The sequence below is a fragment of the Caulobacter segnis genome (assembly GCF_029543125.1).
Lineage (GTDB): Bacteria > Pseudomonadota > Alphaproteobacteria > Caulobacterales > Caulobacteraceae > Caulobacter > Caulobacter segnis_D.
This window is the reverse complement of sequence record NZ_JARQWW010000003.1, coordinates 580,210-593,886: the sequence shown is the minus strand read 5'-3', so window position 1 is coordinate 593,886 and position 13,677 is coordinate 580,210. Positions and strand designations below refer to the sequence as shown.

The following is a 13,677-nucleotide window of genomic DNA, read 5'->3' as shown; positions in this document are numbered from 1 at the left end:
CATCTTTCCCGCAGGGGCGAAAAGCCTGTGGGAAGTGATCACTTTTTGCGGCGCAGCGCGCGTCCGGTGACCAAGGCGTCGGCGCCGAACTTGGCCCGCAAGGAATCCATGGCGCGCTCGCCTGACAGGGCCCGGCGCTCGTCCGTGGCGAAAAAGTCGGACGCGGCCTGTTCGGCCTCGACGAATTCGGTGAGACCGGCGCCAATGAGGCGATAGGCCACACCGCCGGGCTCGGCCTTCAGCAGTTCGCGGACGACGTTGAACAGGGTCTTGGCCGTCTGGGTGGGGACGGCGAGGGTGCGGCGGCGGGTGTGGATCTTGAAGTCCGGGGTGCGCAGCTTCAGCGCCGCCACGCGGCCGGCGACGCCTTCGGCCCGAGCCTGGCGGGCGACCTTTTCACAGAGCGGCCAGAGCATGTCCTCCAGATCGCACAGGCGATGCAGGTCGTCGTTGAAGGTGGTCTCGGCGCTGATGGTCTTGCGGGTCTGGTCGGGATCGACGGCCCTGGCGTCGCGCCCCTGGGCCAGTTGCGACAGGCGCAGGCCGTGGGCGCCGAAGCGTTTGACCATATCCTTGGGATCGGCGGCGGCGATGTCGCCGACGGTGCGGAAGCCCTGCGCCTCCAGCGACTTCACCGAGGCCGGCCCGACGCCGGGCAGGATGCTGATCGGCCTTGAGGCGAGGAAGGTCTTGGCCTCGGCCGCGCCGATCACCGAGAAGCCGCGCGGCTTGTCGAGGTCCGAGGCGATCTTGGCCAAGAACTTGTTGGGGGCGAGGCCGATGGAGACGGTCAGGCCGACCTCGCGTTCGATCTCGGCCTGCAGGCGGGCCAGGATCACCGCCGGCGGCGCGCCGTGCAGGCGTTCGGTGCCGGACAGGTCGATCCAGGCCTCGTCCAGGGACAGGCGCTGGACCAGGGGCGTCAGCTGCTCCACCCGGCCGAAGATGGCGCGGGAGGCGTCCTTGTACTTGGCGAAGTTCGGCTTGATGACCACGGCGTTGGGGCACAGAGCCAGGGCCTTGAACATGGGCATGGCCGAGCGCGCGCCGCTCACCCGGGCGATGTAGCAGGCGGTCGTGACCACGCCGCGTTTGCCGCCGCCGATGATGACAGGGACGTCGCGCAGCTCCGGATTGTCGCGTTTTTCGACGGAGGCATAGAAGGCGTCGCAGTCCATGTGGGCCATGGACAGGGTCGCAAGCTCTTCATGGGCGACGACGCGGAAGCCGTTGCAGGACGGGCAGCGGCGAGGGGAGGCGTCTGCGGTCCAGCCGCAGTCGCGGCAAAGCGCGGTCAGGCGGGCCAAAGCGCCTTCTCCAGAGCCGGATGAAGCTCCGACCATTCGTGGAAGCAGGCGTGGCGGTCCGGGGCGGTGGGCGCCAGGTGGCGCAGCTCCGGGTGGGCGACGATCTGGAAACGGCTGATGGCGGGGGCGACCTCGGCCACCGAGTCCAGATTGGGCAGCAGGTCGTCGATGAAGGCGACGGGGCCTGTGGTGCGGGCGGCCAGTGTGGCGGCGGGCTGGCCCTTGGGCCCGGAGCCAATGACCATGGGATAGTCGAAGCCGTGCTTCTTCAGCCAGGCCGCGCGCGGGTGGCGGCCGCACTCCGGGGCATTGGTCAGGATGACGACGGCGGCGCGGGTGGAGAGGGTGGCCAGGGCGTCGGCGGCGCCGTCCACGGGGGGCAGGAAGTCGGCCCCTTCGCTGAAGAAGTCGTTGTAGAGCTGGTAGCCGATCGCCATGTCGAGATGCTCGGCCTCGCCCGGGCGGAAGATGTTCTGGAACAGGGCGTAGCGGTCGGTCCGCAGCTCGAATCCGTGCCGACCCAGGAAGGCGGAGAAGCCGCCGACGAAGTGGGCGATGACCTCGTCCACGTCCACGATCAGCAGCGGCGCATGGGGATCGACCCTGGCGGACTCTAGGTCTGAAACCCGCTGATCCACCGTTGCTCTCCCATTGTGGGACGCAAAATGTCCCGTTCTGATCGTAATTAGCGCGGGCTTAAGGATATCCGTGGCACCTAGGCAAGCCGTAGATGGCGCGGGCCGTTTCCCGCGCCGGTCGCCGCGTTCGGAGTCAGGATGACGAAGAAGGTCCTCATCGTCGAGGATAACGAGCTGAACATGAAACTCTTTCATGATCTGCTCGAGGCCCAGGGATACGACACCTTGGAGACCCGCGAGGGCCTGCAGGCGTTGGCCATGGCGCGTGAGCACCGCCCGGACCTGATCCTCATGGACATCCAGCTGCCGGAGATTTCCGGGCTGGAGGTCACCAAGTGGCTGAAGGAAGACGACGACCTGTCGCACATCCCCGTGGTCGCCGTGACGGCGTTCGCCATGAAGGGCGACGAAGAGCGCATCCGCGAGGGCGGCTGCGAGGCCTATATCTCCAAGCCCATTTCGGTATCACACTTCCTCGAGACGATTCGGCGCTTTCTGGGCTAAACACGCGCCGCATCCGAGCTGAGGGGGAACTGTGAGCGCGCGCATTCTGGTCGTCGATGACATCGAGGCCAATGTCCGTCTGCTCGAAGCCAAGCTGACGGCGGAGTATTACGACGTCAGCCACGCCTATGACGGCGTGACGGCCCTCGCCATGGCCGCGGAACAGCGGCCGGACATCATCCTTCTGGACGTCATGATGCCGGGCATGGACGGGTTCGCCGTCTGCCGCCGGCTGAAGGACGATCCCGCCACCCGCCATATCCCTGTGGTGCTGGTCACGGCCCTCGACGGGCGCGCCGACCGCATCGCCGGGCTTGAGGCCGGGGCCGACGACTTCCTGACCAAGCCGATCGACGACGCCCTGCTGATGGCGCGCGTGCGCAGCCTGACGCGGCTGAAGCTGGTGATCGACGAGCTTCGCCAGCGGGAGGCCTCGGGCCGCCGCATCGGGGTGATCGCCGGCGCCGCCGCGCGCCTGGGCGGCACCGGCGGGCGTGTGCTGATCGTCGATGACAACGAACGCCAGGCTCAACGCCTGATCGACGACCTGACCATCGACCATCGCCCGGTCTGGGAGCGCGACGTGGACAAGGCCCAGGTGGCCAGCCGCGGCCCGGTGGACCTGGTCATCGTCAACGCCACGGCCAAGTCCTTCGACGGCCTGCGTTTCGCCGCCGGCCTGCGTTCGGACGAAGCGACGCGCCATATCCCGGTGATCACCGTGGTGGACCCGGATGACCGCGGCCGTCTGGTCAAGGCGCTGGAGATCGGGGTCAACGACATCCTGACCAAGCCGATTGACCCGCAGGAACTGGCCGCCCGGGCGCGGACCCAGATCAAGCGCAAGCGCTATACCGACTTCCTGCGCGACAACCTGGACCATTCGCTGGAGCTGGCGGTCACCGACCAGCTGACCGGCCTGCACAACCGCCGCTACATGGTGGGGCAGCTGGGGGCGCTGGTGACGCGTGCCGTGCGCGGCGGCGAGCCGGTGGCGGCGATGATGATCGACATCGATCACTTCAAGCAGATCAACGACACCTTCGGCCACGACGTGGGCGACGAGGTGCTGCGCGAGTTCGCCGTGCGCCTGGCGTCCAACGTCCGCGCCATCGACCTGCCCTGCCGCTATGGCGGCGAGGAGTTCACGGTGATCATGCCCGACACCCGGATCGAGGACGCCGAACGGATCGCCGAGCGCATCCGCACTCACGTGGCGGGCTCTCCGTTCCGCGTGGCGGGCGGGACAGAGCTTCTGACGGCGACCATCTCGGTCGGTGTGGCGGCGACCCTGGATGAGACCGACACGCCCGAGGCCCTGCTGAAGCGGGCCGACAGTGCGGTTTATGAAGCCAAGGCGAGCGGCCGCAACCGGGTGATCTCGCGCCGCGCCTAAGGCTTGCGCGGGGTGGTCAGCTTGATCTCGAAGAGCTTGGGCCAAAGCTTGCCGGTGACGAACAGCCGGTCGGTCGCCGCGTCATAGGCGATGCCGTTGAGCACATCGGCGCTGCCGCGATCTTCCGCGGGCAACAGGCCCGAAAGATTGATCCAGCCCACGACCTTGCCGCTTTTCGGATCAATGCGGGCGATCAGGTCGGTTTGCCAGATGTTGGCGTAGATCTCGCCCTTCACCCATTCCAGTTCGTTCAATTGGTCCACGGGACGGCCGGCGGCGTCTGTCACGTGGATGCGGCTGGTCTCTTTCAATGTCGCCGGATCCAGAACGCGGATGTCGGCGGTGCCGTCGCTCATGAACAGGCGGGTCGCATCGCGGGTCAGGCCCCAGCCTTCGCCCCGATAGGCGAACTGGCCCCGGGGCTTGAAGTCGTCGAGGCCGTAGATGAAGCCGACCTCGTGCCGCCAGGTGAGCTGCACCAGGCGGTCGCCGGCGTCGATGATGCCTTCGCCGAAGTAGCGCTCGTCCAGGGGCTGGAGCTTCAGGACCTTGCCCGTGGCCGGATCGACCCGGCGGATCGAGGATTGCCCGTGCTGGCCGGTGCTTTCGAAGAACACGCCATCCTTGAAGAACAGGCCCTGGGTGAAGGCCTGCGGGTCGTGGGGGAGGGTCTGGACCACCTGATAGCCGTATTCCGGCGTGGCGGCCTCGACCTTGGCCGGGGGCGCGGCGCAGGCGGTGAGCAGGCAGAGGGCGGCGGCGAGGCCGATCAGGCGGGTCATGCCGATATCCTAGCGGCTATGCCGGAAACGAAAAACGCCCGGTCGCGGGACCGGGCGTTCTTTGAATAGCAGCGCTGAGGCCGATCTTACTTGATCTTGCCTTCGCGGAATTCGACGTGCTTGCGGATGACCGGGTCGTACTTCTTCAGCACGAGCTTTTCGGTCTTGGTGCGGGCGTTCTTCTTCGCGACGTAGAAGAACCCGGTATCCGCCGTCGAGTTGAGGCGGATCTTGATGGAAGCCGGTTTAGCCATGGTCGAATCCTGCGCAGGAGCGCGAACTCCGCGCGCCCAAAAACTTGAGAGCGCGGAAAATACTCAAGGAGCGCTGGAAGTCAACGCCTTAGTCGAACTAGGCTGTAACCATGATCATAAGCACAGTACTGGCCGCCGCTGCGGCTCTTTCCACCCCGAGCGCCGCTTCGACGCAAGACGCGTTCTTCCGGAACCTGACCGCCCTGTGCGGCAAGCGATTCGCCGGCAAGCTGGTAAGCAGCGACGCTGCGGACGCCGCCATGCGGTCTCAGTCCATGTTGATGCATGTGCGCGACTGCTCGGCGACGCAGATCCGCATTCCGTTTCAGGTGGGGGCCGACAGGTCGCGCACCTGGGTGATCACACGGACGGAAGCCGGCCTGCGCCTGAAGCATGATCATCGTCATGAGGACGGGACGGAGGACGCCCTGAGCCAATACGGCGGCGACACGGCCGATGCAGGATCGGCGATGCGGCAGGCCTTCCCGGCGGACGCCTTCTCCAAGACCCTCTTCACGACCAAGGGCAATCCGGCCTCGGTGACCAACGTCTGGGCCGTGGAAGTGCTCCCGGGCGAGGCTTTCACCTATTCGCTGGCGCGGCAGAACCGGGATTTCCGGGTCCGGTTCGATCTGAGCAAGCCGTTGGCTGAGTAGGGCCTGACGGCGCGCATATACATATGTGCGCCTGTCTGCTTTCAAAGATAGACCAGCTTCCGGCGGCCGTTGAGAAAGCGCATGTAGGGGATCGGGCGGCCGGGCTGTTTCAGGCGCTCGGCCACCTCCTGCACCACGAAGCGGGTGATGGCGGGCAGCTCCTCCAGCGTCAGGGCTTCATCCAAGGACAGCCAGCCGATCTCGTCCAGCTCTCCGTCCCCCGGGCGGCGCTCCAGGCTGATCAGGCGGTCCGCCTCGGCCATGAAGAAGCGCGCGTCGAAGCGGCGAGGGCGATAGGGCGGCGTGATGGCGCGGGCCACATAGGTCAGGGCCGAAAGGTCCGGCGCGGCGCCGGCGGCCAGGAAATCCCGCCATGGACCCGCGCCGGGACGCGGCGGAATGGGTTTGGCCAGCAGCAGGCCGGCCTCCTCGAACGTCTCGCGGATCGCGGCCATGCCCAGAGCGCGGGGCAGGGTGATGCTCTTGTGCCGAGGAGCGTCCGACAGCTGGCCCAGGACCTCGGCGGGCAGGTCCGTGGCCGAAGGGGCGGTGAAGTCGGTGCGGTCGACGCGGCCGCCCGGGAACACCCATTTGCCGGGCATGAAGGCGTGGCCGCCGTTTCGGCGTCCCATGAGCACGCGCGGGGACGGACCGTCCCGGCGGACCACGATCAGCGTGGCGGCATGGCGTGTGGCGACCGCCGCCGCGCCCGCCTTTCGCAAGGCGCCGTGGGTGAGGGGGTCGTACTCAGCGTCCAAAGTCGGTTCAGCCATGCAAGGCAGGTTAGGCTCTTTCGCTGACGCGAAAAGAGGCGCCGTAGCGTCAATCGCGTGATCTGCTTGACCGCGCTTCTGTCGCCGGAGAGGTTGCAACCCGGATTTTGCGGGGGTTTGAGCCATGCGCGTTGTGAGTTTGGGTCTGGCGGCTGCGGCCGCGCTGGTTTCGGGTCAGGTCGCGCAGGCGGCCACCACCGAAGCGATCGCGGCGGCGGCGGCGAAGATCCAGCCGAAGGTCGTCACCTGGCGACGTGATTTCCACCAGCATCCCGAACTGGGCGAGCAGGAGACCCGCACGGCGGGGATCGTCGCCAAGCACCTGAAGGACCTGGGCTTCGAGGTCCGCACCGGCGTGGCCAAGACCGGCGTCGTCGGCGTGCTGAAGGGCGGCAAGCCGGGCGGCGTGGTGGCCTTGCGCGCCGACATGGACGGCCTGCCGGTGGAGGAGAAAACCGGCCTGCCGTTCGCGTCCAAGGCCAAGGGCGTGTGGGAGGGCAAGGAAGTCCCCGTCATGCACGCCTGCGGCCATGACACACACATCGCCATGCTGATGGGCGCGGCCGAGGTGCTGGCCGGCATGAAGGACCAGATCCGGGGCACGGTCGTGCTGATCTTCCAGCCCGCCGAAGAGGGCATGCAGGCCGGCGCGGGCATCGGCGGCGCGCAGGTGATGGTCAAGGAGGGCGTGCTCAACAGCCCGAAGGTCGATGCGATCTTCGGCATTCATATCGGCCCGGGCGAGCCGGGCGTGCTGAACTGGCGTTCCGGCGGGTTCTACGCCAGCGCCGACCGCATCACGATCAAGCTGAAGGGCCGTCAAACCCATGGCGCCCGGCCGTGGAGCGGCGTGGACCTGTCTTCGGCGGCGTCGGAGATCGTCACCGCCCTGAACGGCGTGGCGGCGCGTCAACTGGATGTGACGGCCTCGCCGACCATCATCACCATCGCCACCATGCATGGCGGGGTGCGCAACAACATCATCCCCGAGGACTTTGTGATGGAAGGGACGCTGCGCACCTTCTCCGATGCGCGCAATGCGGACGCCAAGGCGCGCATCGAAAAGACCGTGAAGGGCATCGCCGACACCTGGGGCGCCACCGCGGAGGTCGGCTTCGACGGCTTCTATCCGGTGACCTACAACGACCCGGCCCTGACCAAGTGGGCGCAGCCGAGCCTGGCGCGTGCGGCAGGCGGCAAGATCGAGCCGAACGGCGACCTGGTGACGGGGGCCGAGGACTTCTCGTTCTTCGCCCAGAAAGTGCCCGGCCTGTACCTGCAACTCGGCGGCCGCAAGGCGCAGTACAAGGCCGGTGAGAGCCCGGTAAACCACTCGCCCTTCTTCGACATCGACGAGAAGGTGCTGGAGACCGGGGTGAAGGCCCACGTGACCCTGGCCATGGACTATCTGGACTCCAAGGCCGCGAAATAGGGACGAGGCGGCGCGCGCCTAACGCTTGCGCGCGCCCTTCTTCTTCGGAGCGCCCTTGTCCTTGCGGGCGCCCTTGCCGGCCTTCTTGGACAGACGGACGCCGGGCGGCGGGCCGCCCCGCTTGCGTATGCCCAGGCGGGGCTGTGGCAGGGACTTGTCGGCGGCCATGGGCTCGCTGAGCATTTCGAAGACCAGGCCGCCGGTGACGGGCGTGGCCTCGATCAGGCGAACCTCCACCGTCATGCCCAGCGGCCAGCGGCGGCCGGTGCGCTCACCCACCAGGGCGTGCATGCGGTCGTCGTGGACGAAGTACTCGCCGCCCAGGGTGGAGACAGGCACAAGGCCGTCCGCCCCGGTCTCCGCCAGACGCACGAACAGGCCAAAGCGGGTGACGCCGGTGATGCGGCCCGTGAAGTCGGCGCCCACGCGGTCTTGAAGAAACGCGGCGACATAGCGGTCGGTGGCGTCCCGCTCCGCCGCCATGGCGCGGCGCTCGGAGTGGGTGATGTGCTCGGCCGTATCGCGCAGCTGGCTGATGTCCTGATCGGTCAGGCCGTCGTCGCCCAGGCCGAGCGAGCGGATCAGGCCGCGATGGACGATCAGGTCGGCGTAGCGGCGGATCGGGCTGGTGAAGTGGGCGTAGCGGTCCAGGTTCAGGCCGAAGTGGCCGATATTGTCGGTGGAGTAGTGCGCCTGCATCTGGGTGCGCAGGACGATCTCGTTGACGATGTCGCTGTGCGGCCCCTCGCGCGTCTCGTCGAGCAGCTTGTTGAAGCGATCGGTGCGCGGCGCCTCGCCCTTGTTCCAGTTGATGCCCAGGGTGCCGAGGAAGTCGGCGAGGCTGAACACCTTCTCTTGGCTGGGCGTGTCGTGGACACGGTAGATCAGGGGCGTCTTCTTGCCTTCCAGCGTCTCGGCGGCCGAGACGTTGGCCTGGATCATCATCTCCTCGATGAGCTGGTGAGCTTCGAGGGAGACGCGGCGGTTGATGGAGACGACCTCGCCCTCGGGGCTGATGGCGATCTTGCGCTCCTCGCTCATGATCTTGAGCGGGGCGCGGGCCTCGCGGCCCTTCAGCATAACGCGATAGGCAATCCATAGCGGCTGGAGGATCGGCTCCAGCAGCGGGCCGGCCTTGTCGTCGGGCATGCCGTCGATGGCCGCCTGGGCCTGCTCATAGGACAGCTTGGCGGCCGAGCGCATCAGGCCGCGCACGAAGCGGTGGCTGATCTTGCGGCCGCTGGCGTCGAAGACCATGCGCACGGCCAAGGTGGCGCGGTTCTCCCCCTCGCGCAGGGAGCACAGGCCGTTGGACAGGCGCTCGGGCAGCATCGGCTCGACGCGGTCGGGGAAATAGACGCTGTTGCCCTTGTCGCGGGCCTCGCGGTCCAGGGCCGAGCCTGCGCGGACATAGGCGGCCACGTCGGCGATGGCGACCCAGACGACCCAGCCGCCCGGGTTCTTCTCCGACGGATCGGGATGGGCGTAGACGGCGTCGTCGTGGTCGCGCGCGTCCACCGGGTCGATGGTGACGAAGGGCAGGTCGCGCAGGTCCTCGCGACCTGACAGGGTCGGCGCCTCGGCGGCTTCGGCTTCCGCCTCTGCCTGCTCGGAGAAGCCGGTGCGGATGCCGTGCGAGTGGATGGCGATCAGGCTGGCGGCCTTGGGATCATCCTCGCGGCCCAGGACCTCCAGAATCTTGCCGCGCTTGGGGCCGTAGCGGCTGGAGGACTGGCCGATGGCGGCCAGGACCAGATCGCCGTCCTTCAGGTCGCCGGCCTCGGCTTCCGGGATCAGCAGGCTTTCCTTGACCTTGCGGTCGACAGGCTCGACGCGGACCTCACGGCGGTGCTTGCGGATGACGCCGAGCAGGCGGTGGGCGCTCTGGCCCAGGCGCTTGATCATGCGGGCTTCGGTCTCACCGTTCTCCAGCTTCTCGAAGCGGACCAGCAGGCGGTCGCCCAGGCCGGGGGCTCCCGCGGCGGCCTCGTTGCGGTCGGGGGCCAGACGGATCAGGTCGGCGTCCTCGGCTCGCATGAGCTGGACGTAGAGATCCCCGTCGGGGTCACGCTCCGCCACCTCGACCACGCCGACTTCCGGCAGGGCGCCGCGCTCGGCGAAGCCCTTGCGGCCGCGTTTGCCCAGGGCGCCTTCGGCGTTGAGGGACTTCAGCATGTCGCGCAGGGCCCGGCGGTCGGCGCCCTTCAGCCCGAAGGCGCGGGCGATGTCGGCCTTGTCGGCTTCCCCCGCCTCACGCAGGAACTTCAGCAGGGTTTCCTTGTCAGGGAGCCCTTGCGGCGGGCGGGCGGTCTTGTTCAGGGGCGGGCGTTTGGCCATGACCGTGTGTAACGCGCATCGGGGGCGATTGTCCCGCTTGTCAGCAGCAGGCGCGTTTTGCAAAGCTCCTCGGCGTGCTGGAGGTGTTTGGCATGACGAACGACTATGGGGTTCTGAAGGTTCGCAAGAAGCCGCCGATCCTTTGGCTCGTGCTAGGCGGGCTGGCGGTGCTGCTGCCGGCGTCCTTCATTCCAAAGATGATCAAGCAGCGGAACGCCAATGTGGCCGAGGCGAAGGCCTGGTCGATGCCCGGGGAGCCTTGCCCGACAGTCACTCGGGCCGGCTATGACGGCGCGGCCCTGCCCAAGGCCAGGGCCACTGAATATGAAGGCGTCCGGTTCGAGCGCCGGCTGGGTCACATGGAATGCACGCTCTTGCACGCCGACGGCGGCCGGAGCGGCAAGACCTATCCGGTCTGCCGGTTCTCCAGTCCTGGCATGGTCGGGGTGGAGATGCCGGACAAGGCGGCGTTCTTTGCCCCCAAGCAGGGCAAGTCGGTGCTGGTGTCGCTGGAGAGCGGCGAGCCCACCTGCCTGGTGATCGCCCGGCTCGACACCTTTTAGGCGGTCGCCACCATCCAGGCGCGGCTGACGGCGACGACGGCCGGCAGGTTGGTCGCCACCGCCGTTGAATCCCTCAGCTCGATCATGCCGCGGTCAGGGGCCAGCCACGTGATCAGGCCGGTCGGGTCCTCGAACGCGAAGGCGCCGTCGCGCGGCTTGGCGCCCCGATGCAGGATGAGCTGAAGCCAGCCCTTTGGATGCAGGCGGAAGGTGACCCGGTCTTCGCCTTTCCAGGTGAAGCTGGGGGCGTTCCACTTAACGCCCGCCGCGATGTCGGCGTCCTCGGAGAGCATTGCGACGAGCACCGTCTCCACCTGCGCCCGCATGGGGTGGGCGAGGGCCGACATGTAGCCTTCGAGTTCGCGGGTCATCCTCATGGGGTGCGCTTACCGGGTTATGCCCTGGCGGGCCAGTCGATGCCGATCATTCGGCAGCGAGGCCGGTTTCCTTGAGGATGCGGTCCAGGTGGGTGCGGATGTGCGCGGCCTCGGCGGGCGTGCCGGCCAGGGCGATGGCGCGGTCGAAGGCCGTGCGGGCTTCGGCCTGACGGTTCAGCTGCAGCAGCAGACCGCCACGCAGGCCGTGGAAATGGAAGTAGTTGGCCAGGCGGTCGGCCAGGGGCTCGATCAGGGCCAGGGCCTTCTCAGGTCCCGCGACCTTTGACACAGCCACCGCCCGGTTCAGGGTGACGACGGGCGAGGGCTGCATATGCTCAAGCGCGGCGTAGAGCCGGTCGATCTGCGGCCAGTCGGTATCGGCGGGCGTCGCCGCGCGAGCGTGAAGGGCGGCGATGGCGGCCTGGATCTGGTAGACCCCGGGGCGCTGGTGGCGCACGGCCTTGTCGACCAGGGCCAAGCCCTCGGCGATCATCGTGCGGCTCCAGCGGCTTCGGTCCTGATCCTCAAGCAGGATCACCTGGCCTTCGGCGTCGAAGCGGGCGGCGGAGCGGGCGTGCTGCAACAGGAGCAGGGCGGTCAGACCCATGATCTCCGGCTCGGTCTTGAACAGGCGCAGCAGCAGGCGTGACAAACGGATGGCCTCATCCGCCAAGCCGGCGCGGGCCGGATCGGCGGCGCCGGAATAGCCTTCATTGAAGACCAGATAGAGCATGGCGGCCACGGCTTCGAACCGCTCGGCGCGCTCGATGGGCCCCGGGGTCTCGAAGGAGGCGTCGCCGGCGCCGATGCGGGCCTTGGCGCGGGTGATCCGCTGCTCCATGGCCGCCTCGCTGACCAGGAAGGCGCGGGCGATCTGCTTCACGGTCAAGCCGGAGACGATGCGCAGGGCCAGGGCGATCTGCTGGGTGGCCGGCAGGTCCGGGTGGCAGCAGATGAACAGCAGGCGCAGGACGTCGTCGCGGTAGTGGTCGGCGTCCAGGGTTTCGACGACGCCGTCCTCCACATCGTCGAGGTCCGAGATGGCGGCCTCATCCGGAAGGGCGGTGAGGCGGGCCTGCTTGCGCACCGCGTCCACGCCGCTGTTGCGGCCCACCAGGATGAGCCAGGCGGCGGCGTCGCGGGGCGGGCCGTTGCGCGGCCAGCTTTTCAGAGCACGCAGGCACGCTTCCTGAAACGCCTCCTCGGCGGCGTCGAGGTCACGGAAGTAGCGCAGGAGGGCGCCGACGGCCTGGGGTCGGGCCGCGGTGATCGCCGCCTCGATCCAGTCCAGGTCGGTCATGCGTCGATGGCTTCCTGCGGAGCGCCATGGGGGAAGAAGACCCCGACGGGGCGGATTTCGTAGGAGCCTACGCCGGGATTGGCGATGGCCAGGTCCTTGGCGATCTGGATGACCTCTTCCAGCGTGTCGCAGTTGACCACGTAGAAGCCGAGGAACTGCTCCTTCGTCTCGGCGAAGGGGCCGTCGATCACCATGGGTTCGCCTGCGGTCTTGCGCAGGGTCGTGGCGGAGGTGGTGGGCAGCAGGCGGGCCGTGGGGCCAAGCTTGCCCTGCTTGGCCAGGTTGGTCTGGACCACCATGAGGCGGGCCATGACGGCGTCATCTTCCTCCTTGGTCCAGGCGCCGACGACGTCTTCCTGATTGTAGCAGAGGATGGCGTACTGCATGGGATATCCCGTCCTGTTCATGACCCAAGGACGGGGGACTATGCCCGGACCCGACACGGCGTGGCGGATTTTTTCGCGAGATCGCCTTCAGGCCAGATCGAGGTGCAGGAACTGGTTGAAGTCCGTGGCCTGGTAGCCGCCGAAGGCCGGGCCGTTCTTGAAGCCGCGTTGGCGGTAGAGCATGAGGGCGGCGTCGAAGCCGGGGCCGCTGCCGGTCTCCAGGCTCAGCCGGGAAAGACCGCGTTGCTTCGCCGTCGCGATCGCATGCTCCAGCAGCGCCGCCGCCACGCCCCGACGCAGGAAGTCGGGGTGGGTGCGCATGGATTTCAGCTCGCCGAGGCCGTCGTCCAGCATCCGCAGAGCCGCCATGCCGGCCACCCGGTCACCGGAGCGGGCGGTCCAGAAGGTGATCTCCGGAACCTTCAGATGCGAGACGTCGAAGGCGTGGACGTAGCCTGGCGGCGTATGCTCGTGCATTCCGGCCAGGTGCAGGTCCAGCAGCTCCAGCGTCGCGGCGCCTTCGAGGTCGTCTTCAACGATATGCAACATCACGCTCCCCCAAAGTCTGCGGGTTAAGCGGCGCATCGTGGGTTGGCAACCGATCGCGGCGTCGCCCCCCGAAAAGCAATCGAAGCTGCTGGTCTAATGGGCGGCGCGCGCCTATATCCGCCCGTGCCCATGGATGACGTACGACTGAAGAAGATCAGGTTTCGGGCCTGGCATCGCGGCTTTCGTGAAGCGGACCTCATTTTGGGGCCGTTCGCGGACAATCATGTGCATCTCCTGACCCCGGAGCAGCTCGATCGGTTCGAGACGCTCATGGAGGAGAACGATCACGACATCTACGGCTGGATCATCGGGCGCTTTTCGACGCCGGCGGCGTTCGATCACGACGTGATGGACATGCTGAAGACCTTCCGCTTCGAGGCGCACGCCGCGCGGGGCCAAGGGCAGGGCGCCTAAACTCTAGGG

16 protein-coding genes are annotated in these 13,677 nt (G+C 67.6%); 6 read left to right on the top strand and 10 right to left on the bottom strand.

What is annotated here, in order from left to right:
* Positions 1-38 precede the first annotated feature (38 nt).
* Both P7B02_RS11925 and P7B02_RS11920 read right to left on the bottom strand, forming a co-directional pair.
* A complete protein-coding gene (locus P7B02_RS11925; RefSeq protein WP_277786704.1) occupies positions 39-1,298 on the bottom strand; it encodes a DNA polymerase IV in 1,260 nt (419 codons plus the stop codon).
* Positions 1,295-1,945, bottom strand: coding sequence for a hypothetical protein (locus P7B02_RS11920; protein WP_277786560.1), 651 nt, complete (start codon positions 1,943-1,945; stop codon positions 1,295-1,297). The genes P7B02_RS11925 and P7B02_RS11920 overlap by 4 nt, the downstream gene beginning before the upstream one ends.
* A 138-nt stretch (positions 1,946-2,083) precedes the next feature.
* Here P7B02_RS11920 and P7B02_RS11915 point away from each other — a divergent pair, with 138 nt between their 5' ends.
* Both P7B02_RS11915 and P7B02_RS11910 read left to right on the top strand, forming a co-directional pair.
* Entirely contained in the window at positions 2,084-2,449 is a 366-nt protein-coding gene (locus P7B02_RS11915) for a response regulator (protein ID WP_269716948.1), read from the top strand.
* Between the two features lie 31 nt (positions 2,450-2,480).
* A complete protein-coding gene (locus P7B02_RS11910) occupies positions 2,481-3,845 on the top strand; it encodes a PleD family two-component system response regulator (protein ID WP_277786559.1) in 1,365 nt (454 codons plus the stop codon).
* On the opposite strand, the gene P7B02_RS11905 is transcribed toward P7B02_RS11910, so the two are convergent.
* A complete protein-coding gene (locus P7B02_RS11905) occupies positions 3,842-4,627 on the bottom strand; it encodes a glutaminyl-peptide cyclotransferase (RefSeq protein WP_277786558.1) in 786 nt (261 codons plus the stop codon). The genes P7B02_RS11910 and P7B02_RS11905 overlap by 4 nt on opposite strands.
* A gap of 86 nt (positions 4,628-4,713) precedes the next feature.
* Positions 4,714-4,881: a 50S ribosomal protein L33 gene (gene rpmG / locus P7B02_RS11900; RefSeq protein ID WP_269716951.1), complete on the bottom strand. Its 168-nt coding sequence runs from the start codon at positions 4,879-4,881 to the stop codon at positions 4,714-4,716.
* Between the two features lie 110 nt (positions 4,882-4,991).
* Between rpmG and P7B02_RS11895 the strand changes: the two genes are divergently transcribed.
* Complete coding sequence (locus tag P7B02_RS11895; RefSeq protein WP_277786557.1) at positions 4,992-5,537, top strand: hypothetical protein; 546 nt, start codon at positions 4,992-4,994, stop codon at positions 5,535-5,537.
* A gap of 41 nt (positions 5,538-5,578) precedes the next feature.
* On the opposite strand, the gene P7B02_RS11890 is transcribed toward P7B02_RS11895, so the two are convergent.
* Positions 5,579-6,310: an NUDIX hydrolase gene (locus tag P7B02_RS11890; protein WP_277786556.1), complete on the bottom strand. Its 732-nt coding sequence runs from the start codon at positions 6,308-6,310 to the stop codon at positions 5,579-5,581.
* A 124-nt stretch (positions 6,311-6,434) separates the two neighbouring features.
* On the opposite strand from P7B02_RS11890, the gene P7B02_RS11885 reads away from it, so the two are divergent.
* Positions 6,435-7,742 carry an amidohydrolase gene (locus P7B02_RS11885; protein ID WP_277786555.1) on the top strand — a complete coding sequence of 436 codons (1,308 nt, stop codon included), beginning with the start codon at positions 6,435-6,437 and terminating at the stop codon, positions 7,740-7,742.
* 18 nt (positions 7,743-7,760) lie between these two features.
* On the opposite strand, the gene rnr is transcribed toward P7B02_RS11885, so the two are convergent.
* A complete protein-coding gene (rnr, locus tag P7B02_RS11880) occupies positions 7,761-10,079 on the bottom strand; it encodes a ribonuclease R (RefSeq protein ID WP_277786554.1) in 2,319 nt (772 codons plus the stop codon).
* Between the two features lie 92 nt (positions 10,080-10,171).
* Between rnr and P7B02_RS11875 the strand changes: the two genes are divergently transcribed.
* A complete protein-coding gene (locus P7B02_RS11875) occupies positions 10,172-10,642 on the top strand; it encodes a hypothetical protein (RefSeq protein ID WP_277786553.1) in 471 nt (156 codons plus the stop codon).
* Here P7B02_RS11875 and P7B02_RS11870 read toward each other — a convergent pair.
* From P7B02_RS11870 to P7B02_RS11855, 4 genes are all read right to left on the bottom strand, one after another.
* Positions 10,639-11,019, bottom strand: coding sequence for a DUF1801 domain-containing protein (locus tag P7B02_RS11870; RefSeq protein ID WP_277786552.1), 381 nt, complete (start codon positions 11,017-11,019; stop codon positions 10,639-10,641). The genes P7B02_RS11875 and P7B02_RS11870 overlap by 4 nt on opposite strands.
* Positions 11,020-11,065: 46 nt before the next feature.
* A complete protein-coding gene (locus P7B02_RS11865; RefSeq protein ID WP_277786551.1) occupies positions 11,066-12,319 on the bottom strand; it encodes an RNA polymerase sigma factor in 1,254 nt (417 codons plus the stop codon).
* Entirely contained in the window at positions 12,316-12,705 is a 390-nt protein-coding gene (locus P7B02_RS11860) for a YciI family protein (protein WP_277786550.1), read from the bottom strand. Before P7B02_RS11860 ends, P7B02_RS11865 begins: the two co-directional genes overlap by 4 nt.
* 87 nt (positions 12,706-12,792) lie before the next feature.
* The gene (locus P7B02_RS11855; protein WP_431355808.1) at positions 12,793-13,254 is read right to left on the bottom strand and encodes a GNAT family N-acetyltransferase; all 462 of its coding nucleotides are present in this window, start codon (positions 13,252-13,254) and stop codon (positions 12,793-12,795) included.
* Positions 13,255-13,350: 96 nt separating this feature from the next.
* Between P7B02_RS11855 and P7B02_RS11850 the strand changes: the two genes are divergently transcribed.
* The gene (locus P7B02_RS11850) at positions 13,351-13,668 is read left to right on the top strand and encodes a succinate dehydrogenase assembly factor 2 (protein WP_347276652.1); all 318 of its coding nucleotides are present in this window, start codon (positions 13,351-13,353) and stop codon (positions 13,666-13,668) included.
* Positions 13,669-13,677 lie beyond the last annotated feature (9 nt).

Coding starts and splice junctions, on each gene's coding strand:
- P7B02_RS11875 (WP_277786553.1), top strand. CDS start 10,172: ATGACGAACGACTATGGGGTTCTGAAGGTTCGCAAGAAGCCGCCGATC.
- P7B02_RS11855 (WP_431355808.1), bottom strand. CDS start 13,254: ATGTTGCATATCGTTGAAGACGACCTCGAAGGCGCCGCGACGCTGGAG.
- rpmG (WP_269716951.1), bottom strand. CDS start 4,881: ATGGCTAAACCGGCTTCCATCAAGATCCGCCTCAACTCGACGGCGGAT.
- P7B02_RS11905 (WP_277786558.1), bottom strand. CDS start 4,627: ATGACCCGCCTGATCGGCCTCGCCGCCGCCCTCTGCCTGCTCACCGCC.
- P7B02_RS11865 (WP_277786551.1), bottom strand. CDS start 12,319: ATGACCGACCTGGACTGGATCGAGGCGGCGATCACCGCGGCCCGACCC.
- rnr (WP_277786554.1), bottom strand. CDS start 10,079: ATGGCCAAACGCCCGCCCCTGAACAAGACCGCCCGCCCGCCGCAAGGG.
- P7B02_RS11870 (WP_277786552.1), bottom strand. CDS start 11,019: ATGAGGATGACCCGCGAACTCGAAGGCTACATGTCGGCCCTCGCCCAC.
- P7B02_RS11895 (WP_277786557.1), top strand. CDS start 4,992: ATGATCATAAGCACAGTACTGGCCGCCGCTGCGGCTCTTTCCACCCCG.
- P7B02_RS11890 (WP_277786556.1), bottom strand. CDS start 6,310: ATGGCTGAACCGACTTTGGACGCTGAGTACGACCCCCTCACCCACGGC.
- P7B02_RS11885 (WP_277786555.1), top strand. CDS start 6,435: ATGCGCGTTGTGAGTTTGGGTCTGGCGGCTGCGGCCGCGCTGGTTTCG.
- P7B02_RS11850 (WP_347276652.1), top strand. CDS start 13,351: ATGGGCGGCGCGCGCCTATATCCGCCCGTGCCCATGGATGACGTACGA.
- P7B02_RS11860 (WP_277786550.1), bottom strand. CDS start 12,705: ATGCAGTACGCCATCCTCTGCTACAATCAGGAAGACGTCGTCGGCGCC.
- P7B02_RS11915 (WP_269716948.1), top strand. CDS start 2,084: ATGACGAAGAAGGTCCTCATCGTCGAGGATAACGAGCTGAACATGAAA.